We start from the raw sequence: 20,251 nt of genomic DNA, 5'->3' as shown, positions 1-20,251 counted from the left end.
CTTGAGGGGGTAGTGGGTGTATACCCGTGGAGGTTCGAGTCCTCTCTACCGCATACTTCATGAAGAAGCCGTTTATCAAGAGGAATTCATCCTTTGATAAACGGCTTTTTTGTTTGCTTGGCAAGCTGGGACACGCTGTTTCTTATGCGAGTTGCCCTGTTAGTCGTTTCAATTTCCGCTGCAAGTTTAAAGAGTACATGAAGAGAACATAATAGGGCATAAAGGAGATGAACGAGCATGAAACCAATATACACAGCAGATGTAAAAGTCATTGGAGGGCGTGAAGGCTCTGTTGAATCTGCGGATGGGGTTCTTAGTCACAAATTAAGCATGCCGAAGGAGCTTGGAGGACCGGGCGGTGACGGAACCAATCCGGAGCAGCTGTTTGCGGCCGGCTATGGCGCCTGTTACGAAAGCGCCCTCGCTAATATCGCCCGTAAAGAGGGCGTTGAGCTCAAGGACGTTGTGATCCACTCCCAGGTCATGATCGGAAAGGACGAAGGTGCTGACGGCTTTAAGCTTGCGGTGAAGCTGAAGATCGAAATGCCGGGAATCGAACGAAGCCAGGCGGAGAACCTCGCGAAGAAGGCGCATGCGTTCTGCCCTTATTCCAAGGCTACCCGAGGCAACATCGACGTGGAGTTAAGCGTAAGCTAACCATAAAGGAATTCGGATGGTCCTCTGAAATGGAGGGCCATCCTTTTTTGTCGGCTTACGATGCGGAATATGAAACTTTTTACATGATAGTCCGTATTTCAGTTAAAGCTATGAAATGGAAAGGGGCGCTTAAGATGCGTATTGAACAAATGATAGAGGAACGGTTTAAATGCAGCAAATGCGGAGGAAATCACTGCCAGACGAAAGAGGTCTCGATGTCAGGGGCCGGGCTGAGCAAGATGTTTGATATTCAGCACAATCATTTCCTATTTGTTTCCTGCACGAACTGCGGATATGTGGAAGTGTTCAACCCGGATATATTAGAAGGTAAAAAGAGGGGGCAGGTTGGCTCGATCCTGGATGTGTTCTTCGGTTGACATCACCCCTAAAATTCTTTAATATGACTAAGTACCAGAAAGTACAAACCAGTCATAGGGAAATTAAATAAAATAAACGGGTGATGAACATGCCATACAGACCGCAGATTGCAAATGTGACCACAGCTGGAAGCAATGAAAAAGAAGGGCTTTACGAATTCATTATCCACACGGCTGACGGAACGGATATTCGCGTATTCTATAACCGCTTCCCGGAATGGAAACTGACTGCGCTTAGCCGACTTGGGAAAGTACCTTGCCCGGTTTGTCGTAAGGATTTCATATGCAAATGCATGGAGAAATTCTCGAACGAATTCGACCAGCAGATGAAAGACGGCGAGTGGCTGAACAAAGCTGCTGAGTAATAAACCAATAAGCGTACTTGATCAAGCGTAGGAGAGGGCTCCTGCGTTTTTTCTTGTTTTAGGCCTGAAGGGAGCCAGGAAATATATGAAGGATCGTGCAACCGATAATCATGAGGACTATGCGATTGTGCTGATTGATGGTGTGTGCCATTTGTGCCAGGGGCTGACGCAGTTCATTATCAAGAGAGATCCTGCCGGTGCCTTTCGCTTCGCTTCGCTGCAATCCGAGATTGGGCAGGAGCTGTTGAGGCAGGGAGGGCTTCGTGGAGATACTACGGAAACGATGGTGCTGATTGAACAGGGGAGGTATTACACAAGGTCGACGGGAGCTCTGCGGATTGCACGGCGTCTTCGCTTTCCTTGGCCGCTGTCGTATATTCTGATCCTGATTCCCCCTTTTTTACGGAACCTGGTGTACCGCTGGGTGGCAAAGAACCGCTACCGGTGGTTCGGACAATCGACGGAATGCATGGTTCCGACGCCGGAGATTCGGCGCCGGTTTTTGTCCTAATCCAGCTTGCTTTAATGATGATGATCTGCCGTACCCTCTTGAAATGTCGGGGTCCCCGCTTGCAGGTAGGCAAGCTCGGCCTCGGACAGTTTGCCGACGGCGAACGGTTTCTGGGGAATGATGATGGAACCGTTGTTCCCGCTGTGCAGCTTGATGAAATACAGCCCCTCTTTATCGAAGGTTTTGGTTACCGTATACACGCCATCACCGACCTCTACCGCATCCGTCATGGGATCCCGCAGGGAGCCGTCATGGCTCCACAGTTCGTAGTGGACAAAATCCGCACCGGGTACTCTTTGGCCATCCTGGGTGAGAATGATTTCAATGGTCTCCGGTTGATGAACGGATAACGTCTCGGGAATGTTTACCTCGGCGATCAGCGGGATTTCTTTTTCATACCGGTTGGCTGCTTCGGGACTGGCTGAACAAGCGCTCAGCAGCAGGACCGATAGCAGTGCGGATAATATAAAACGGCTTTTCATGATCATGAAACCGGCACCCCTTATTATAGTTAGAGTATAGAACCGAATCAGGCATTCAGAAATGTCTTGATCGCCGGTACCCTCCGAACGATGACATAATCGATGATCCACACGATGATGAGCGACACCCCCACCAGCGGGAACAGGATCCCCAAAGCGATGAGCAGCAGAAGGAATACCCTCATGTTCTTGGCGTTAACCTCGGGCGCTTTTGGTGCCCCCAGTCCATGCTCCGGTTTTCGCTTCCACCACAAGTACAATCCGCTTACCGCAATGAAAATGATTCCTATGCATATAAGTAAGCTGAAGAGTTGGTTGACGATGCCGAATTGGGTTCCTTTATGCAGGGTGATGCCCAGGGCAACGGCTTTGCCAACGACTCCGTAATGGTCATATCGATAATCCGCCAATACCGCGCCGCTGTACTGGTCGATATGCATGGTAGCCTCATCTTGGGCTTTCGGCGGATAGGCCGACAACGTGTACACCCCGTCCGCTTGCTGCGGAATGCTGATGGTGTAGCTTGGATGGATCCCCTCGCTTCGGGCTACGTACATCACATCTTCGATTGGAAGCGGCGTAAAGTCGGAGATGGTGGAGTTAGGTACCTCCAGATTTTCGGCCGCCCAAGGGACCTCTGCGACTTCCTTCGTCTGAACCACATGGGAGGATGGCGCACTGCCCGACCAAATAGAAGGCGGATAACCAGCGCCGGTGTTAGTTGCCATGGTTTGAAAATTGCTGCCCCACAGGCCTGACCAGGGCAAGCCGGTCATGATGAGAAACAGCATGCCTGCCGCGATCCAGAAGGCGGGAACGGCGTGCAGGTCCCTGCGGAGAATCTGCTTGCCCTTGCCGAGCCTCGGGTACAGGATGCCCGCGAGGCTTTTTTTCTTTTTGCTTTTGTTTTTATTTTTCGGAAACCACAAATACACCCCGGTTATGATCAGCACGATCGCCCAGCAGGCGGCAAGCTCCACGATCCGGTCCCCCACGGTCCCGACCATCAGCTCTCCGTGGAACTCCTCGATTTTGTTCATGATGCGGTCTTTGTCTTTCAGCTCGCCAATCTTTTCTCCCGTATAGGGGTCCATGAAGACGGTCATGGATTCGCCCCCTGAGGTCAAACTGATCTCCGTAGAGCGGGAGTCCGACTCGCCGGGGCGGTATTTCGTGAATGTAGCGTCAGGGTAGAGCTCTTTAACTTGTCCGACCAGCTTGCTGGGCGTTACCCGTTCAACCTGAGGGTTTACCGTGTAGTAGTCCCGATATAGCGCTTGTTCAATCTGAGGCTTAAATAAGTAAACGGAGCCGGTGATCGCCAGGATGATCAGAAAGGGAGCGAAAATGATGCCGGCATAGAAATGCCATCTCCACACGGTTTTGTACCATGCGGCAGAGTTTGGATTTGATGATTGACTTTCATTTGGTTTGGCTGCTGGAGGTTTCTTGTTCCCCATGGCTGGTGGCTCCTTTTCAATTAAGGCTAAAATTTATATAAGATGAACATCAGGGTTCATTTCATATACAGATAAGTTTACTTCGGGGCCCGGAAACCGGCCTGGACGGCTTCTGCCTCGCTGCAGAACCACTGCTCCTGCTTCGTGCGCTCATAGTATGGGGATTCGGGAGTGTGGTAGATTTTCTCGCCCTTCGAGTTGATGTTGCCTTTGATGTCGCAGCCCTGCTTGGACTCTTGGCTGTTCTCTTTCGGAGCTTGGGTTGCCGCTGTATTACGGCTGCTGTTGTTCTTGTCGTTTGTGTCGTCCTGCTCCTCCGGGTGGAAGCCGTCTTCCTGGGCATAGTTCTCTACGCTCCATATCCCGAGTGCCTGGTCCCGGCTAATTCGCTGCAAATCATCAAATTTGTCCACATAGCGGGTGTTGGGCGGATAGATATAAGCTACGCGGGCGAGTCCTTCTTCAAGCAGAGATTCCTGGACCATTTTTCCGTCTGCATATACATACGCAAGCAGCCTGGAGTATTTATCCCGGTTCGGACCGATATCAAATTCCAATTCAAGAAGTTCGGCTTGTTCTACCAGATCCTTTGTAAAAGCCTTGGCCTCGGGCCCGAATGGCTGTACGCCCAGCTTCGGATGACTCGTCTCGGGGGTGTCGACCAGCAGCATCCGAACATTCTCCTTCTTCCCTTCGAACATCACGCTGATGGTGTCACCGTCAACGGCTTTGACCAGTTCCACGGCTACCCGCGGAAGATTCAGATCATCGGTTGGATAGGTTGTTGGTTTGGAATTCACCGTGCTGGTGCTTGTCTTAGCTTCGGATTGAACGCTTGTTGAGGTTCCTTCGCTTGATGTCGCCGGGGACATCAGCGGCTGGCTGCAGCCTGATAATAGCAGCAAGGCGGTTAGCATAGCGGTTAACATTCGTTTGTTCACTTGTTGTCACTCTCCTGGCTTGGAAGTTTGATTCAGATGGTTTAGGAGTTATGTAATGTTGGTTCTATATAAGTAGTTCCTATATAGAGAACATTCGTTCTAAGCCTATATAGTAGGACATTTATCCTTGTGTTGACAATAGTGAATAAGGGCTATCTGTATATCAAAATAATAGCTTGCCGTTCTGCTGCAACTGTGATATTCTAATGTCAAATTATAACAGACAACGGAAGCACCGTTCATGGACCGCATTATGCGGCCTTGGACGGTGCTTTTTTGACGTTGTTGCAGAAGAGAGGGATTGGCTTTATGTTACCGGCCCGACTTGTGCTGGCAGTGCAGGATTCCCGGTATGTTGAACCGCTGCTGAGTTATGTGCATGGAAGTTCTTACGGATCGGCTCTTCAGGTGACAGCATTCACCCGCATCGATTCATTTCTACATTATATGGAAGTGGGAGAAGTGCCCAATCTGGTCGTGGGGGATACGGAAATGCTGGAGAGCTGGCTTAGCCGGGGGGAGACTTCGGTTCCTTGGCTGCTTCTAAGTGAAGGTCATTCATCTTCTTCTCTTGTAGAGGTTGGCAGCAGTACATTCAAGTATCAACCGCTGCCTCAGCTGATGGAAGTCATCATCACCCACTGTAAGCGAAGCGGTGGAGCACTGGAGAAATTGAATGTCGGAACAACCGCGGTGATTGGCATTGTATCTCCCCTGAACGGGAGCGGGAAGTCAACGATAGCGATGAACATGGCGAAGCAGTTGGGCGTGCTGGGATTAAAGGTGTTCTATCTCAATTTGGAGACGGTGAACAGCAGTGCATTATTTCCTTCCGGTTCGGTGGGCATGGAGGGGAGCTTTTCAAGATTGTTGTACGACATTAAGGCCTCACAAGAAACGGCTTCGGGGACCGATTTGTCAGTAACCCCTTATATCATCAGACATCATGGCCTGAAGTGCGATTCCTTTGAGCCCAGCTTCAATGTAAAGGAAATCACGGAGATGACCATGGAGGACACGTCTTTACTGCTGGCTTCCCTCGTATCGTGCAATCAATATGATGTCATTGTCGTGGATACCGAGGGGTACATGGAGGAACGAATGCAGACGGTTCTTGAACAGGCCGGAGTGCTAGTCTGGGTTTTATTGGATGATCTCATGAGTATGTATAAGAGCGGTGTGTGGATGGATCAATTGGAGTTTAAGGTTCCCACGCTTTTCGGAAGCGTGAAGAAGCGGAGCCGATTCATTGTCAATCGGTATACAGGACAACTTGTCAACGGATTTCCCCGCAAGGATATGAGCATTGACAGCGTCCTGCCTTATATTCCTTCATGGAAACAGCTCCATCGGGAAGAGCTGCTGTTATCTTCGCCGATCTATCAGAGAGAGGTATTAAGGCTCTGCCAGCAGCTGCTGGAGGACTCGGGTATCATGGCGGTGCAAGCGGGTGGTGGGCAGTGATGATGGAGGATCCGTTCAAGTCGGTTCGTGACCAGGTTCGTTCCGAGCTTGATATGAGTGCGAGCATTGACAATTCGGAATTAATGGCCCGTATCGAGGAAATGGTGTGGAGAAGACGCGAGCTCATGGAGCTGACAGCCGCTGAGAAGCGGCGGCTGGTGCGCAGGGTATTTGATTCTTTTCGCGGGTTGGATGTGCTTCAACCATTAGTGGATAATCCCCGGATTACGGAGATTATGATTAACAGCCACCAGGATATTTTCATCGAGCAGGATGGGGAGGTGAAGAAGCTGCCGCTCCAATTCGAATCGCAGAGCCGCCTGGAGGATATCATTCAGAGCATTGTCGGTACGGTAAACCGGGTGGTGAACGAATCCACCCCCATCGTTGATGCCAGATTGAAGGATGGCTCGCGGGTAAATATCGTGCTTCCTCCCATAGCATTGAAAGGGCCGACCATGACGATCCGTAAGTTTCCGGAATCACCGATGACGATGGAGGACCTGGTAGGAAGGGGCGCCCTGACAGAGGCGGCGGCGGAGCAGCTTCAAATATTGGTTAAGGGAAAATACAACATTTTTATAGGCGGAGGGACGGGTTCGGGGAAGACAACCTTCCTTAATGCATTATCGCAGTATATTCCGCCGGATGAGCGTGTCATCACGATTGAGGATTCGGCGGAATTGAAAATCGTGACGGTCCCGAATCTCGTGTCCCTGGAGACCCGGAATGCCAACACGGAGGGCCGGGGAGAAATCGCGATACGCGATCTGATCCGTTCCTCGCTGCGGATGCGCCCCAACCGGATCGTGGTGGGCGAGGTGCGGGGAAGCGAGGCGCTGGATATGCTGCAGGCCATGAATACCGGGCATGACGGAAGTCTTTCGACGGGACACGCTAACAGCACAATGGATATGATCAGCCGTTTGGAAACGATGGTGCTGAGCGGCACGGATCTTCCGATCAGCGTAGTCCGTCAGCAGATAAGCTCGGCGATTGATATTTTCGTTCATTTATCCCGGCTTAGGGATCGATCGCGTCGCGTAACGGAGATTAGCGAAGTGATCGGAATGAGAGGCGGCGAGGTGCTGCTGAATCCGCTGTACCGGTTCCGCGAGACGGGCGAGTCAGGCGGCCGGGTGATTGGGTCTCTTGAGCCTTGCGGTAACCCGCTTCAATCGGCGGACAAGCTTCACATGGCCGGGATTGCGACTTGGCCGCTGCAGAAGATGATGGGGGTGACGTCATGAAGCGATCTGAAGGTTCAATCTTGACTCCGGAAGAGGGTCAAGGTGAGCGGGTGATCATGAGGAGGAATGGAGCTGGAAAGCGTGAGCAAGCTGCTCCAGCTCGAACCAACACGCTTCCGGATTACGGCGTCTATCATCTCTCGATGAGACAGAGAATGGGATGCATTATCCTTGGCGGTCTTGTGTTTTTCTCCATCGGTTATCTGTTTTATCACAATCTGATTTTGTCGCTGCTGCTTGGAACGGCAGGTGTGACGATCCCTAAATTTTGGCGACGGTTTATGCTGGAACGCAGGCGCAAGACACTGAATCTTCACTTCAAGCAAGCTTTGTATTCCTTGTCCTCATCATTGTCCGCTGGCCGCTCCGTAGAGAATGGGTTCAGGGACGCGGTACAGGATTTGCTGCTGCTGGATCCCGGAGGCACCAGCGATCTGATCTTTGAGCTCAAAGTGATCGTGTCTCGGATGGAGTACGGCGAGCCTATTGAAGTGGCTTTGGAGGATTTTGCCCGAAGAGCAGGGATGGAGGATATGGAGAATTTTGCCGATGTTTTCTCGACTTGCAAACGAACAGGCGGCGATCTGGTTGAAGTCGTGCGGAGAACTTCTTCTGTCATCGGAGAAAAGCTGGATATTCAGCAGGAGATATCCGTGATGATCGCCCAGAAGCGGTTCGAATCCAAGGCGCTGCTGGCTGCGCCGTTCCTGCTGCTGCTGTTCATGAACCTGACGTCTCCCGATTATATGGAGACGATGTACAGCGGGCCGGGGATTGTGATCTCTACTTTTGCCCTGACCGCTCTAGGAGGCTGCTTCCTGTGGATCAGCAAAATGATGAATATCAAGGTGTAAGGAGGTGAGGCGGCCATGTTGAAATGGGTAGGGGGCGCGCTGGTGGTTCTGCTTGTGGGTGGTTGGGTGGTGCTGAATCATATGTGCGGTGAACGATACCATCGTCTCAGCAAAGTGCCCATGGAAGGTCTCAGGCTGCAACGGTTAACACCGCCTCTGTTGTTCCTGCTGGAGCAGGGAAAGATTCCGATGCGTTTTCCGATCGTGTTCTATCGGATGCAGGGCTCCGTCCAGAAGATCCATGGCTTGCGGCACAGCGCAGAAATGACGTTGTTGTTTATGGCAGAGGCTCTTGCTTATACATGGCTCATTTTGATCGGTGGCTGTATATGGTCATTGTTGTCGGGAGATGTCATCGGACTTCTGGCTGGATTGGGATTGGGGGTGTTGCTGCCTGTTGCTATGGCAAAGGATCTCCACAAAAAGGTAATGCTGCGCGAGCAGGATATCGTTATGGAGCTGCCGGAGCTTCTAAACAAAATCGTGTTACTTGTTGGCGCCGGCGAGACGGTGCAGCGGGCGGTCATTCATTGTGTAGAGCGGAATAAGGACATGAACCATCCTCTGTATGTCGAGCTGAAGCGAATGGTGCTTGAATGGGAAGGCGGCCATCCGTTTCAGCAAGCCTTCGAGCAGTTCAATAAACGTTGTGGCGTTCAGGAAGTATCGATATTCACAACAACCGTTTTGCTTAATTTTCGACGCGGCGGGAATGACTTTGTTTTGGCACTACGTGATTTGTCCCGAGTTCTCTGGGAGAAGCGTAAGGCCATCGGAAGAACAAGGGGGGAGCAGGCCTCCTCAAAGCTGGTGCTGCCAATGGTGGTCATTTTCATGATCGTGATTGTTTTGCTCGGAGCGCCTGCATTTATGATGATGAACATGTAGAAGGGATCGGTGTATTCGTTATGATGTTTTCCATGGTAAAGAGCGGTTTGAAAGCTTTTTGGAAGGATGAGAAAGGAATCGGAACACTTGAGATGATTCTGATCCTTGTCGTTATTTTGATCATCGCGCTGATATTTAAAGATCAGATTACCGCCTTGGTGAACAACTTGTTTAAAAACGTGAACAACAAGAGTAAAGAGTTTCTTGAATAATCGGCTTCAGAGAAGATGGAAGGACGATACGGGGAGCTTCACGGTGGAAGCTTCCCTGGTGCTTCCCATCGTGTTGATGGTGACGGTATTGCTGCTGTTCCTATGCTTGTACATCTATCAACAGTCTATGCTGGTCCAGGCTTCAGCTGCAGCATCCGAGCGGACTGCGTATAGCTGGGATAACAGCCATAAGATTGCAGCCACGGGATCCGTAGAGCAGGGACAATATGATTCGCTATATTGGCGGTTGACGGATGATCATGTTATAGGAACTCTATTCAGCTTGGCGGGGGGCGAGAAAACGAAGTCCATTTCATTGCCGCATGATAAAGAAGGGGGCGGGAAACTGTCCGAACTTAAAATGTCCAAAGGCGGAATGGCTGTTCCGACAAGCATGACGGGAGAGATGAGTTATACCAATCAGCTGCTCATTCGAAAGGTAACGACTTCGTTAAATGAGCAGGTATCTCTGACGCCATTGAGCCGAATATTGGACGATGGAGGCCAGATCAAGGTCAGCGCACAATCGATCGTGGTGGACCCTGTTGAATTTATTCGTACGGTGGATTTAATGCGATATTACGGATCGAAGTTTCAAGGCGGGAGAAACGGAGCGGATAAAGCTGCCGCCGGAGAAGTTCTACAAAAGTTCGGAGGTTCGCGATAGTCATGACGAAGCATAGGGAAGCACGGTCGAGTCGGAGAAGGTGGGAGGGCGGCCGATCTTCCGATGGATCTGTATCTGTTTTTTTGATTATCGCCCTGGCTGCTGTATTCATGTTTGTAGCTATCTTTATTGATTATTCCCGCATAGCAGCGATGAAGGTACAAAGCGAAAGGTTGACAAGGGCAGCAGTACGCTCCGTAATGTCCTCCTATGATCCGCAGCTGCAGAAGGAATATGGATTATATGCCCTTGGTGACACCAGCGGCGATCTCATTATGGGCAATGTGCTGAATGACAGCATGAGTCCGGGAGAACGGAGCGATGCATTCCGGTTAATGGCAATGGAGCTCGATAGTTCGGGTCTTGAGCTGCAGCGTCCGCTAGGGACTTATGACATATTCAACCGGCAGATTATTGAGGATATGAAGTATAAAGCGCCGATTGATTTCACTTTGGAATTAGTGAACAAGTTCAAACCGTTATCGCAGTCCATGAAGGAGGCTTCCAATACGCTAGATGTCCTTAAGAAGCTTCGTAAATTGTATGACAAGCGGGAAGCGGCGCTGGATGAGATGCTGGCAAAGCAGCGTAAGGCAGGGGAGCATGCAATTCGGCTGTCGAAGCTGGTTATGGATCCGCCGGGACAATCGATCTCCGACACTTCGCTGGGAGGGAGGATGTATACCGCCGCTGATGCAGCATCACAATACGAGGATTATAAGGCTAAACAACAAGAGGATGCGGACAGGCCTCCCAAGGAACAACGGTATACGCAGCTCCTCATGGCTTACCGGAGCGGAATTTCTTCCATCGGCTCGCAGATTTCGAAGGAGGCCAGCCGAGTTCAGAGGGAGAATGACGAGCTGCTCTCGGATGCACATCAATTATGGGAAGAAGCAAGGAATCTGAATGAAGAGATGAAGCAGGTCATCAAGGATTCCGAGAACCGTTCATCTAATAGGGGATATGATCAGGTTACGAATGATGTAACACCAGGGTCTAACGATTCTTCCGGGGCAGAAGCGGAGATGATTCAATCCTTACGGAAGCAAGCTGACAAATTGATTCATAGCGATGAATTCTTGAACGGCTTCCGGCAAGAGATTGATAGCCAGGAGAGTCGATATCAACAGGTTGCACGAGCGGTCACTTCTCTTCAATCTTCTCTTGGGGGAGAGGGGATGAAGGGAACTGTACTTGAAGCCAGTCGCATATTAGAGCGTTTTGTTTCCAATTATGGAGCATCAGGCAGTGGAAATATTATAGATCGGCAGCAGGCGTCACTGGAGCAGTTCCGCACATCGGATAAGGAACGGAAGGCGATGGAGAAGCAGGCCAATCAGAAGCTGAAGCAGGCATCCAAAGTCATTGAGGCAATTAACGGGTTGAATGGACAACATCAGGAGATTATGGATGAGTTCCGTGAACTCCAGCAGTACTATGACGAAAGTCTTCAATTTAATGCCGAAGCGGACAGCATGAGTAAGGGCAAACCTATGGACGATGATCCGTATGATGCCGGTAAACAGGCGATGGATAATATGGACGGGATGTTTGGATTTATGGGGAACGTGCTCGGCGGTGTCAAGGATGAACTGTTTCAAAATGAGTATGCCGTACATTATTATCAGCATTTTGATATGGGGAAATTAACCGGAATGGTTGATGGTTCCAACACCGGCGGAGATGTCATCCAGGAATTCGCCATCGGGAACCAGGAAGTGGAGTACATTCTATACGGATTTCATAACCCTGCCGGGAATATATCGGCGGCCTATGCAGAGATTTTTGCTTCCAGACTCGCGGTCCGGACGATGGAAGGATTCATTGTGAATAGTAAATTAGGAAATCCGTTGGCGATTTTGGCGGCAGCTATTCTGTATGGAATTGAGAAGGCCATAGAGGATATGATCCAGTTGTGTCAGAAGGGAAGCGTTCAGCTATCCAAGTATGCCCCCATTGAGCTGACATACAGAGATCATTTGCGAATATTTTTGTTTATTCACAGCAATAACGAGAAGAAGCTGTCACGCATGTTGGCGTTGATTCGGTTGAACACCGGCACCAATCCTGCGGAGCGATTTACCTATGCTTCAGGAGAGGTCAGGACGGCCATGCGTTTATGGTTTCTCCCAGGGGTGACGAAGGCGATTGGCGTTGTATTTGGAAGCGATGGGGACGAAGTTCAGGGAAGTCGTTACATGGTAAAGCGTAAGGCGGATTTTTCCTATTAGGATTAGGGGTACTTGAATGAAACGATTATCGGAAATACAGAAGCCTCTCCATAAAGGTAAAGCGTCATCGGAACAAGGAAGCATGGTCGTGGAAGCTGCACTTGTGCTGCCGATGTTTATGTTTTTTGTTATTTTTCTCATTTATATCGTACAAATGACATTGATATCGACAGCGCTCCAGAGTACCGTATCGGATACGGTCAAAACTGTAGCGGCTCATATGCACCCTGTCTCTCTGGCCGTGCAGGCCAGTGCTGGTGGTAATGGAACAGGAGAAGGGTCACCAAGCACATCCCATTGGGAGATTCCCAAATTGTCACTTTCTGATTGGGTTTCGAATTACAGCGACTCTCTTCCTTCTCCTGTCAATGAGTGGATCACGCAAGCCGTAGCGTCAGGCGAGGAGCCGCTGCAGCAGCTTAAGAACCAAACCGTGGAAGCTGTACTCGACCCTGTGGTCAAGCCGATGCTGAAGCCGTTTATGCCTGACCGTCTTCTGGACTATGAACGAATCCATGTGTCCAATGTTCACATTCCGAATTTGAAGAGCGGAGCGAGTCCCTATTTCGGCATTGAGGTGAATTACGCGCTTCCGATCCGGGTTCCTTTCTTGAACAAACGCATTGTGCTGCAGGCAAAAGCTCAGGAGAGATTATGGATTGGCGACACCGGCGAAGGAGGGACGGGTTCAGGGGATGGCCCGGGGACGAACGGGGCTATTGAGCTGTTGGAGAAGCCCAATCCGGCCGTTGCCAGCAAGCAGGCTAAGGTAAAAGTGAAAGTGGAGCCGGGAAGGAGTGCCCAATTGTCAGTCTATTATAAGAGCGGTCAGAGTACGGCTAAATATTTGGGTTGGGAGACCGCGGACGAGAACGGCTATATCGAGTGGGAATGGAACGTAGGCTTTAATACAACGCCGGGAACGTGGCTGTTTGTCGTTGAGACAGCAGACGGGCAGCGGATTGAGGTTCCCTTTACGGTGGTTGCGCGGTCAGGTTCTTGAAGCTAGCAAAAGTCGAAAAGAAGTGCTCCGCTTAAAAGCGTTTCAGTGAAGTGTTTCAAAATAACGTTTCAAAGAAGTGTCTAAATGAGTCATGCCAAGAAGCATTCGTTGTACACCCATAGTTAAGATCCTACCACGGCTATTCCAGTGAATAGTTTAGCAAGGGAGTTATGATGTAGTATGGCCGTTGCCTTTGGTGTTTGTGCCGTTTATCTGATTGCCGCATTCATTACAGACCTTCGTTCCATGAAAATACCGAATGTTTTAACTGTTTCGGCTATGCTGTCCGGTCCTGTCTATCATGGCGTTTTGGACGGGTGGGAGGGGCTGTTCTTTTCTTTGAAGGGGCTTGGAGCCGGGTTTCTTATTTTGTTGATCATGTATTTTATAGGGGCTGTAGGAGCGGGTGACGTTAAGCTGTTTGGGGGCATTGGTGCCTGGACCGGCTTATGGTTTACCTTGCAGGGCATTATGTATTCTGTCCTTTTTGCCGGTGTCATCGGTTTGCTTATCCTGCTCTGGCGTCGGGAAACGATGAAGCGAATACGCACTGTCGTTGGCAGTATCGCCGGCGTTTTTGTGATGAAGAGCTGGTCGCCATGGCGCAACAGCCAGGAGGAACACTTGCGATTCCCCTTTATGATTGCCGTCCTTCCTGGCGTTATCAGCACGTATGTGGTACTGCACATGTAGGAGGGGGAGCTTATGCTCGGATTAAAGGCGGATTTTATGCAGAACGGCGGAACCATTATGGTGCTGGACCGGGCTGAAGGAATCCAATCATCAGAACTTAATCATGTACAGCTGGGAATGATTCGTTCTTCGAGAATCCCTCATTTCTTGAAGCTGCATATGAAAGAAGTCGATTATAAGGTAACGCTGGAGTATGATATCACCGGCAAAAAAATGCTATCTCAAGCGTTAAAGAGCGAGCGAATGACGCTGACCGAATATTTTGGATTGCTGTTGCAGATCGTCACCGCTTTGGAGGACAGCAAGCTGTATATGCTTCAGCCGGAGAATTACATACTTCATGAGGATTATCTGTTTATTGAAGGTTCCCTGCATCTTGGCACTTTATTTTTAACTTATGTTCCCATTGCAGCTACCGAAGCAAGCGGCACTCGTCTTCCGCTTATGCTCAAGGAACTAATGACAAGGTTGCTCGCATCGGTGACGGAGCTAAAAGGGGGAGGGATACAGGCACTGATGTCGTTCTGCAGCGAACAGAGCTTCAATCTACCGGGCCTTAAGAAGCTTGTGATTGAACTGTTAGCAGGAGAGGGTGGAGACCATCGTACTGTAACACAAGCAAATGCAGCAGTGCCTTCAGGTTTGAATCAAGGATCGCCCTATACCGATAGTCAATCAAGCAATAGGGGCTCCAAGCCTTCATTCGCATTTGCAGAACCGACTCATGGACGGACAGCAGTGCCACAGACGGAGAATGACATCTACGCAGATAAACAGAGTTTAATTCAAGGTCTGAAGGAACGTACGAATGAGATGTTCGGGAAGAGGGGCAAGAGCGAGGAAATGAATTCTCATGCGGGTCGAAGCCCATTGGGTTCCACTCCTTCGTGGCTGCCCGATGCGGACGATACAAATTCAGAAGCTTCGGGCAATGACAAAGCCTCGCCGGTTCGCACCTATATTATGTTAGGATGTTTGCTCGCCGCAGCGGGAGCTTGGAGATTGCTTTACATGAATCAGCATACTCCACTGATGCTGGGGTTGTCGGTAGGTATTACGATTCTGCTTGCTGCGGTAACCTGGCTTGGCTGGACAGGTAAACTCCAGCTGCTCTCACGGAGATCCAGCGATTGGTCCGGTTCCTTGCCCATGTTCGAGTCAACAGAGCTTATTCCGCAGGAGCATTCCAGGTGGAAGTCTGTCCCGCGTTTTCAGGCGGACCCTTTATCGGGTCTTATTGGGGATAACCCGGAAAAAGACGCTGGAAAAGAAGAAGCAGGGCTTGAGGAGGGGAAAGAGAACTGGAGATGGCGGGCCGCTAAATCTCCATTCAACTCCGAGAGAAATCACCATTCAGGGGGATATCCCGCACAATCTCCGCAGGGCCATGCTTATTCGCGTTCATCTGAGGCAGCAGCTGCGGCTGCGGATCCGTACGTGGAAGAGGGGGAATATTATGCCCAGTTGTCCCAACGGACGGAGGTGCTTTCGTTCCCTGGAGGTGAGGGAGCTACCGTCTTGCTAAGTCCGGATGCTGAAGCCCGTCCAGCCGTGCAGCATTCAGCAGGTGCTTACCTCGAGCTAAACGAACCGAATGCAGCCGCCCCGCAGCGGATTGAACTACATCAGCCCCATTTCATCATCGGCCGGTCCCCTGACGTAGCCCAATTCGTCGCGGAGGGAGTGGGGACTTCACGAGCGCATGTCGAGCTTTCGCGTGAAGGGGGAGGTTACGTACTGAAGGATCTGGGTTCGAGAAATGGTACGGTGTTGAAGGGGGAATCCATGGCGCCGTATAAAGAATACCCTTTGATGGAGGGGGATGCCTTTATTATTGCCGGTTGGACGTTTACCCTGCGCAGGGGTTAATATTAAAGAACCCCGGGTTTGAAAGGCAGCTATCTGCCTTAACATAATACCCAGGGTTCTTTTTCTAATTTTTATTGAAGTGTACGTGCGAAATTTTTATAACGAGCTTGAATAGATCATGTACTCCGTGTCTCCGGTTGGGTCCAGGTACCAGTTAGCGACCTTTTTTGAGTAGTTATAAGATCCTCCGTATAAGGGCCAGCGTGTAACGTACACATTGTATTCCGGAACGAAGATATTATATTGTGCATCATATCCGCTTGGATAAGACGAGTGGATAAAAAAAGTAATAATAAAGATATTTACTTTTTTGTAGCCATATTTTTTATGTACATGGTTGGCAATATTTTTGGTCAGCAGATGTCCCGTTGAAGGTTTGCTGTCAAAGGTGTCGATAATGTTCTGCATCGTTCGTTCATCCGAAATCTCTACGGCAATGGTGAGTGTATCCGAATCGTCGGTTACGCCATAAGTTAAGTTATTTAGGTGCAGTTTTCCGAAAGAGAGATTCGAGTATTTGGATTCCAACTCCTCTTCGATTTTTACGGCTTTCGTTTTTACCGGCGGGATCGGCGTAGGCTTAGGAACAAAGGGCTCTGTCCCTTTGTAACTGGTAATGTTGATGGTATTTCCATTTACGGCCAGAGTTGCTCCAGTGGCTTCGCTAATGAAGCGAAGCGGAACGAAAATATTTCCGTTCAAGGATACCGGAGGAGATTCTAGCACCATTCGCGAGCCGTTTACATAAGCGTTATTGTTGCTAACGGTCAGCACTAGGTTGATCCCTTTTTTAGTTCCTGTAATCTGCTGTTTAGCGGGATCCCACTTGACAGAAAGGCCCAAGCTTTTAAATATAGGAGCGAATTGTACCAAGGTCACCCCGTCTCGCAAAATAGGGGCCTGTCGCAGCCCCGCTTTAACGCCATCCACATTGACGATATTGGCTGGCGCCGCTCCTGCGGCCGGTACAATACATGTAAATAGTAAAACTATAATAATAGCTAATTTTAACTTCATGTCATTCTTTCCTCCTAGGACTATCGGATTACATTTCTTATAACAGTCTATTATACTTGATCTATGGTTTATTTCCATGATTTTCTTGAAATCAACCAGCTGCATCATCTTATCTGGCTATGAGATACACTATTTGCTCCGTCCCGTAACCACACCACATAGATAAGGGTTTACTACATAGGTTCTAATTTCATGGAGATGAAGGAGAATGATCAATGTGATAAAAAAAGCCTTATTATGGTCACCCTTGTTTTTTATGTTATGTTTACTGTTTCCGATCCCATCCCATGCCGCTACTTCTTTTGTAAAAGCAAACGTGGAATATGGGCAATTCAAATCCCTCTTTACCTTGGAAGACCCGATCATGATGAAGGATGGGAGAGTATTGCTTCCTCTGCGGGAGGTCGGCGATATTTTGGGCTTGAAGGTTCATTGGAATCAACCAGAGCAAAGGGCGAGTCTGTATGGCGTAAACCTTGAAGTGACGCTGCAACCAGGAAGCGATATTGCTTATGTAAACAAGAAAAAGAAGAAACTCAATGTTTCTACGGAAGTCATCAACGGAAAGCTGTACATTCCTCTCCGGTTTGTTGCCGAAGCCGTGAAAGAGGAGGTAAAGTGGGACTCCCATACGAATACGCTGTCTGTGGGCAGTACTTATGCTGTGGGAACAGATAAAGGTATTACATTTTGGCTTAACCGAAAGAACGGCGATTTTTATGAAGCCATCGGTAACAAGGTGCCATCGTTGATTGGGACATTGGAGATTAGGGTAGGGGAGCTGAGGCATCTCCAAGTCGAACGACTGTCCAACAACAGTTCGTATATCCGACTATATGAAGCTGTAGGGATGTCCGCATTAGTTAAGAATTCCGGCCAGGTATTTGTTAAGAACGGAGAAATCATAAAGGAAGCGCACTACGGATTCATGGGATATTATCCGGATACCAATGCTTACAACCTATACGATCTGCAAGGAAAAGTATTGTTCACGGACGGCAAGCATGCAGAGTTTCTAGATCATGAAGGGGGAGTGGTGGCTTCCTACGATCTGGGGGAGCTCACTGGAAAAAAAGACGAAGTCTATATGATCGAATACGTCACGGATTCGTACATGATTTTGCGGGAATATGGCACGCAGCATCTGATACTCTATCACCGAATGCGCGAGATCACCGCTTATGTTCATGAGATCCTCCCGCTTCCTTCTGCGGAGAAACGGTTTCTCGAAGAAGTTGCCTTGGACAGAAATAATGAACCGGACCGCGAGCTTATCATTCGCTTCAATAAACAGGAGGAGAATACGCTGTTGTTTCTATATAAGAGTAAATCAACAGGCCTAGTTGATATGTATCCCTTCAATTTATCGAAATTAAAAAACGAATCCCCCTGATCCTCTGTAAGAGGACTAGGGGGAGATATCTTCCGGACCCAACGGTTTGTCCGAGCATGTGAATGGGACTGGAACCGTAGTTCCATTTAAGGTTGTATCATTACTTATTAATCAAATGCTGATATGGCTTGTAGTCGATGTCCTTCTTCTGGAGGAAATTCATCAGGAATTTGTAATCTCGCTTCGGCGTAGCCACGATGTAACCTTTGATGCAGTGATCCCGGGTTACTTCGTTTGCGCCGGATTCGACGGCGATTTTGCCGATTTCGGCAGCAATGGAGTGTTTGGCAATATCCCGGAACGGTCCTGGAACAGGCTGCACCAGCTCGTCCAGAAATGCTTTGGATTCATCCGTCCACAGCGGGCGACTTCGCTCTACCCAGTAATTTTGCCAATCGAGCTTCGATTTGCCGTCGGCTTTGGGAAGCACTTTCAGAAACTTGCGGAACATGAAAAATCCGCCGATGCCCATCAGCCCAAGCATGACCCATCCCCAGAAGGCAATGGAGTTCATGAACCATGACGGCGGCGCACTGGACGACAAATAGCCCATGACGGCCCCTGTGCTCTTCATTTGTATATCACCTCAATGATTATTGTCACATGACACTTTCATGAGAATTATAACGCATTTCTAGATTTATTTCGATATACAAGCTAAAATAGGTGTAATTGTGTGTTAAAAAAGGGGGATGCAGCATGTTGAAAATTGGTTCCCACGTGTCGTTTTCGGACAAGGGATTGCTGACTGCGACGGCTGAAGCCACGTCGTATGGCTCAAGCTCGTTCATGATATATACCGGCGCGCCGCAAAACACGCGCCGCAAGCCGATCGATTCGATGTTTATCGAAGAAGGCAAAGCCGCCATGCAGGAAAGCGGCATTGAGGAGATCGTGGTCCATGCGCCGTACATTATTAACCTCGGATCGTACAAGCCCAACACGTTTGAGCTGGCGGTAAGCTTTTTGCAAGAGGAGATCCGCCGCACGCATGCGGTCGGCGTGAAGAATATCGTTCTCCATCCCGGCGCGTATACCGATAAGGATGCGGAATACGGCATCGACCGAATTGCCGAAGGCCTCAATGAAGTGCTCGGTGGTACGGATGAGACCGAAGTTAAGATTGCGCTGGAGACGATGGCCGGCAAAGGCACCGAGATGGGACGCAGTTTCGAAGAAATTGCTTCCATTATTGATAAGGTGAAGTACAACGACCGGTTGGCTATCTGCCTTGATACTTGCCATATTCATGATGCGGGATATGACATCGTGAATGATCTGGACGGGGTATTGGAGCAGTTCGACCAGTTGATCGGACTCGACCGGTTAACGGTCGTTCACGTGAATGACAGCAAAAATCCGCGTGGAGCGGGTAAAGACCGTCATACGCCGATTGGAACCGGATGGATCGGCTATGAAGCCATTCAAAGAGTGGTTCATCATGAGAAGCTTCAGGGCAGACCGTTCATTCTGGAGACGCCGTGGATCGGTAAAGATCCGAAAACGCAGCGTCCGATGTATGAGATCGAGATTGCGCTTCTGCGCGGGGATGTGGAAGGCCGGTTCGGGTCGACTTTTGCTCAGCAAGTAGAAGAATTGGGTGCTTTCTTTGCGAAGGAAGGCATCGAATCCCGTTCGTTCGTGCTGGATACCTGGACGCTTCTGAAGAATGATGCCAAAGCCAAAAAGGCGGATCCTCGCGAACCGATGGAGCGCCTGTATGACATGGTCATGGCAGCCGGCCTGCTGTCCGACCTTTCGGAGGAGCAGATCAATCAGCGCCTGATCGCTTGGTTGTCCGGTGTTTCCCTGACTTCATAAGCTTCATTAAATGGCTTTATAATCAGAATACTAAGGCATTCTCGGGATAACGTCCGCAAGTCGCGGCATGTTTTCCTGAGAGGCCGATTGACG

At 49.6% G+C, this 20,251-nt stretch carries 21 protein-coding genes; 16 read left to right on the top strand and 5 right to left on the bottom strand.

All coding sequences use genetic code 11. The features are described 5' to 3' along the window. The first annotated feature begins 237 nt into the window (after window positions 1–237). The 4 genes from DP091_RS22740 (at window position 238) to DP091_RS22725 (ending at window position 1,910) form a co-directional block, all read left to right on the top strand. Window positions 238–657, top strand: a complete 420-nt coding sequence (locus DP091_RS22740) for an organic hydroperoxide resistance protein (protein ID WP_113060400.1) — start codon at window positions 238–240, stop codon at window positions 655–657. Window positions 658–791: 134 nt separating this feature from the next. After that, window positions 792–1,034 (top strand): zinc ribbon domain-containing protein, encoded by a 243-nt coding sequence (locus DP091_RS22735; RefSeq protein WP_113060402.1) that lies wholly within the window; start codon window positions 792–794, stop codon window positions 1,032–1,034. An 89-nt stretch (window positions 1,035–1,123) separates the two neighbouring features. Then, window positions 1,124–1,399: a hypothetical protein gene (locus tag DP091_RS22730; RefSeq protein ID WP_076324660.1), complete on the top strand. Its 276-nt coding sequence runs from the start codon at window positions 1,124–1,126 to the stop codon at window positions 1,397–1,399. A gap of 85 nt (window positions 1,400–1,484) precedes the next feature. Beyond that, on the top strand, window positions 1,485–1,910 hold the full coding sequence (locus tag DP091_RS22725) for a thiol-disulfide oxidoreductase DCC family protein (RefSeq protein ID WP_113060399.1): 426 nt from the start codon (window positions 1,485–1,487) through the stop codon (window positions 1,908–1,910). An 11-nt stretch (window positions 1,911–1,921) separates the two neighbouring features. Here DP091_RS22725 and DP091_RS22720 read toward each other — a convergent pair whose 3' ends face one another. From DP091_RS22720 to DP091_RS22710, 3 genes are all read right to left on the bottom strand, one after another. After that, the gene (locus DP091_RS22720; protein ID WP_113060398.1) at window positions 1,922–2,398 is read right to left on the bottom strand and encodes a FixH family protein; all 477 of its coding nucleotides are present in this window, start codon (window positions 2,396–2,398) and stop codon (window positions 1,922–1,924) included. A gap of 41 nt (window positions 2,399–2,439) precedes the next feature. Beyond that, entirely contained in the window at window positions 2,440–3,852 is a 1,413-nt protein-coding gene (locus tag DP091_RS22715; RefSeq protein WP_113060397.1) for a PepSY-associated TM helix domain-containing protein, read from the bottom strand. 77 nt (window positions 3,853–3,929) lie between these two features. Further along, the gene (locus DP091_RS22710; RefSeq protein WP_113060396.1) at window positions 3,930–4,793 is read right to left on the bottom strand and encodes a thermonuclease family protein; all 864 of its coding nucleotides are present in this window, start codon (window positions 4,791–4,793) and stop codon (window positions 3,930–3,932) included. 309 nt (window positions 4,794–5,102) lie between these two features. Between DP091_RS22710 and DP091_RS22705 the strand changes: the two genes are divergently transcribed. The 10 genes from DP091_RS22705 to DP091_RS22660 all read left to right on the top strand — a co-directional run bounded on the left by DP091_RS22705 (window position 5,103) and on the right by DP091_RS22660 (window position 15,927). Continuing rightward, complete coding sequence (locus DP091_RS22705) at window positions 5,103–6,257, top strand: P-loop NTPase family protein (protein WP_113060395.1); 1,155 nt, start codon at window positions 5,103–5,105, stop codon at window positions 6,255–6,257. Continuing rightward, entirely contained in the window at window positions 6,257–7,507 is a 1,251-nt protein-coding gene (locus DP091_RS22700; RefSeq protein ID WP_113060394.1) for a TadA family conjugal transfer-associated ATPase, read from the top strand. Before DP091_RS22705 ends, DP091_RS22700 begins: the two co-directional genes overlap by 1 nt. Before the next feature lie 56 nt (window positions 7,508–7,563). Continuing rightward, window positions 7,564–8,361: a type II secretion system F family protein gene (locus DP091_RS22695; protein ID WP_258394657.1), complete on the top strand. Its 798-nt coding sequence runs from the start codon at window positions 7,564–7,566 to the stop codon at window positions 8,359–8,361. Window positions 8,362–8,376: 15 nt separating this feature from the next. Further along, the gene (locus DP091_RS22690) at window positions 8,377–9,249 is read left to right on the top strand and encodes a type II secretion system F family protein (protein ID WP_113060392.1); all 873 of its coding nucleotides are present in this window, start codon (window positions 8,377–8,379) and stop codon (window positions 9,247–9,249) included. A gap of 20 nt (window positions 9,250–9,269) precedes the next feature. After that, complete coding sequence (locus DP091_RS22685; protein WP_113060391.1) at window positions 9,270–9,461, top strand: Flp1 family type IVb pilin; 192 nt, start codon at window positions 9,270–9,272, stop codon at window positions 9,459–9,461. Next, window positions 9,454–10,128: a TadE family protein gene (locus tag DP091_RS22680; RefSeq protein ID WP_113060390.1), complete on the top strand. Its 675-nt coding sequence runs from the start codon at window positions 9,454–9,456 to the stop codon at window positions 10,126–10,128. Before DP091_RS22685 ends, DP091_RS22680 begins: the two co-directional genes overlap by 8 nt. A gap of 2 nt (window positions 10,129–10,130) precedes the next feature. Further along, window positions 10,131–12,362 (top strand): TadE/TadG family type IV pilus assembly protein, encoded by a 2,232-nt coding sequence (locus tag DP091_RS22675; RefSeq protein ID WP_113060389.1) that lies wholly within the window; start codon window positions 10,131–10,133, stop codon window positions 12,360–12,362. An 82-nt stretch (window positions 12,363–12,444) separates the two neighbouring features. Beyond that, window positions 12,445–13,365 carry a TadE/TadG family type IV pilus assembly protein gene (locus DP091_RS22670; protein ID WP_113060401.1) on the top strand — a complete coding sequence of 307 codons (921 nt, stop codon included), beginning with the start codon at window positions 12,445–12,447 and terminating at the stop codon, window positions 13,363–13,365. A 180-nt stretch (window positions 13,366–13,545) separates the two neighbouring features. Next, window positions 13,546–14,058, top strand: a complete 513-nt coding sequence (locus DP091_RS22665; RefSeq protein ID WP_113060388.1) for an A24 family peptidase — start codon at window positions 13,546–13,548, stop codon at window positions 14,056–14,058. 12 nt (window positions 14,059–14,070) lie between these two features. Beyond that, window positions 14,071–15,927 carry a DUF6382 domain-containing protein gene (locus tag DP091_RS22660; protein WP_113060387.1) on the top strand — a complete coding sequence of 619 codons (1,857 nt, stop codon included), beginning with the start codon at window positions 14,071–14,073 and terminating at the stop codon, window positions 15,925–15,927. 96 nt (window positions 15,928–16,023) lie between these two features. On the opposite strand, the gene DP091_RS22655 is transcribed toward DP091_RS22660, so the two are convergent. Then, window positions 16,024–16,944 (bottom strand): copper amine oxidase N-terminal domain-containing protein, encoded by a 921-nt coding sequence (locus DP091_RS22655; RefSeq protein ID WP_113060386.1) that lies wholly within the window; start codon window positions 16,942–16,944, stop codon window positions 16,024–16,026. Window positions 16,945–17,161: 217 nt separating this feature from the next. Between DP091_RS22655 and DP091_RS22650 the strand changes: the two genes are divergently transcribed. Beyond that, a complete protein-coding gene (locus DP091_RS22650; protein WP_181469899.1) occupies window positions 17,162–18,337 on the top strand; it encodes a copper amine oxidase N-terminal domain-containing protein in 1,176 nt (391 codons plus the stop codon). Window positions 18,338–18,437: 100 nt separating this feature from the next. Here DP091_RS22650 and DP091_RS22645 read toward each other — a convergent pair whose 3' ends face one another. Further along, the gene (locus tag DP091_RS22645) at window positions 18,438–18,911 is read right to left on the bottom strand and encodes a DUF2621 domain-containing protein (RefSeq protein ID WP_113060384.1); all 474 of its coding nucleotides are present in this window, start codon (window positions 18,909–18,911) and stop codon (window positions 18,438–18,440) included. 125 nt (window positions 18,912–19,036) lie between these two features. Here DP091_RS22645 and DP091_RS22640 point away from each other — a divergent pair, with 125 nt between their 5' ends. Further along, window positions 19,037–20,158 carry a deoxyribonuclease IV gene (locus DP091_RS22640; protein ID WP_113060383.1) on the top strand — a complete coding sequence of 374 codons (1,122 nt, stop codon included), beginning with the start codon at window positions 19,037–19,039 and terminating at the stop codon, window positions 20,156–20,158. Window positions 20,159–20,251: the final 93 nt, after the last annotated feature.

It is taken from the genome of Paenibacillus sp. MDMC362 (assembly GCF_003269305.1).
Classification (GTDB): Bacteria; Bacillota; Bacilli; order Paenibacillales; family Paenibacillaceae; genus Paenibacillus_AQ.
This window is presented reverse-complemented; position numbering and strand designations above follow the sequence as displayed.

What these genes read in the sequence shown, in the direction of transcription:
- DP091_RS22740 (WP_113060400.1), top strand. Translation starts at nt 238, where the DNA reads ATGAAACCAATATACACAGCAGATGTAAAAGTCATTGGAGGGCGTGAA.
- DP091_RS22735 (WP_113060402.1), top strand. Translation starts at nt 792, where the DNA reads ATGCGTATTGAACAAATGATAGAGGAACGGTTTAAATGCAGCAAATGC.
- DP091_RS22730 (WP_076324660.1), top strand. Translation starts at nt 1,124, where the DNA reads ATGCCATACAGACCGCAGATTGCAAATGTGACCACAGCTGGAAGCAAT.
- DP091_RS22725 (WP_113060399.1), top strand. Translation starts at nt 1,485, where the DNA reads ATGAAGGATCGTGCAACCGATAATCATGAGGACTATGCGATTGTGCTG.
- DP091_RS22720 (WP_113060398.1), bottom strand. Translation starts at nt 2,398, where the DNA reads ATGATCATGAAAAGCCGTTTTATATTATCCGCACTGCTATCGGTCCTG.
- DP091_RS22715 (WP_113060397.1), bottom strand. Translation starts at nt 3,852, where the DNA reads ATGGGGAACAAGAAACCTCCAGCAGCCAAACCAAATGAAAGTCAATCA.
- DP091_RS22705 (WP_113060395.1), top strand. Translation starts at nt 5,103, where the DNA reads ATGTTACCGGCCCGACTTGTGCTGGCAGTGCAGGATTCCCGGTATGTT.
- DP091_RS22700 (WP_113060394.1), top strand. Translation starts at nt 6,257, where the DNA reads ATGATGGAGGATCCGTTCAAGTCGGTTCGTGACCAGGTTCGTTCCGAG.
- DP091_RS22695 (WP_258394657.1), top strand. Translation starts at nt 7,564, where the DNA reads ATGAGGAGGAATGGAGCTGGAAAGCGTGAGCAAGCTGCTCCAGCTCGA.
- DP091_RS22690 (WP_113060392.1), top strand. Translation starts at nt 8,377, where the DNA reads ATGTTGAAATGGGTAGGGGGCGCGCTGGTGGTTCTGCTTGTGGGTGGT.
- DP091_RS22685 (WP_113060391.1), top strand. Translation starts at nt 9,270, where the DNA reads ATGATGTTTTCCATGGTAAAGAGCGGTTTGAAAGCTTTTTGGAAGGAT.
- DP091_RS22675 (WP_113060389.1), top strand. Translation starts at nt 10,131, where the DNA reads ATGACGAAGCATAGGGAAGCACGGTCGAGTCGGAGAAGGTGGGAGGGC.
- DP091_RS22670 (WP_113060401.1), top strand. Translation starts at nt 12,445, where the DNA reads ATGGTCGTGGAAGCTGCACTTGTGCTGCCGATGTTTATGTTTTTTGTT.
- DP091_RS22665 (WP_113060388.1), top strand. Translation starts at nt 13,546, where the DNA reads ATGGCCGTTGCCTTTGGTGTTTGTGCCGTTTATCTGATTGCCGCATTC.
- DP091_RS22660 (WP_113060387.1), top strand. Translation starts at nt 14,071, where the DNA reads ATGCTCGGATTAAAGGCGGATTTTATGCAGAACGGCGGAACCATTATG.
- DP091_RS22655 (WP_113060386.1), bottom strand. Translation starts at nt 16,944, where the DNA reads ATGAAGTTAAAATTAGCTATTATTATAGTTTTACTATTTACATGTATT.
- DP091_RS22645 (WP_113060384.1), bottom strand. Translation starts at nt 18,911, where the DNA reads ATGAAGAGCACAGGGGCCGTCATGGGCTATTTGTCGTCCAGTGCGCCG.
- DP091_RS22640 (WP_113060383.1), top strand. Translation starts at nt 19,037, where the DNA reads ATGTTGAAAATTGGTTCCCACGTGTCGTTTTCGGACAAGGGATTGCTG.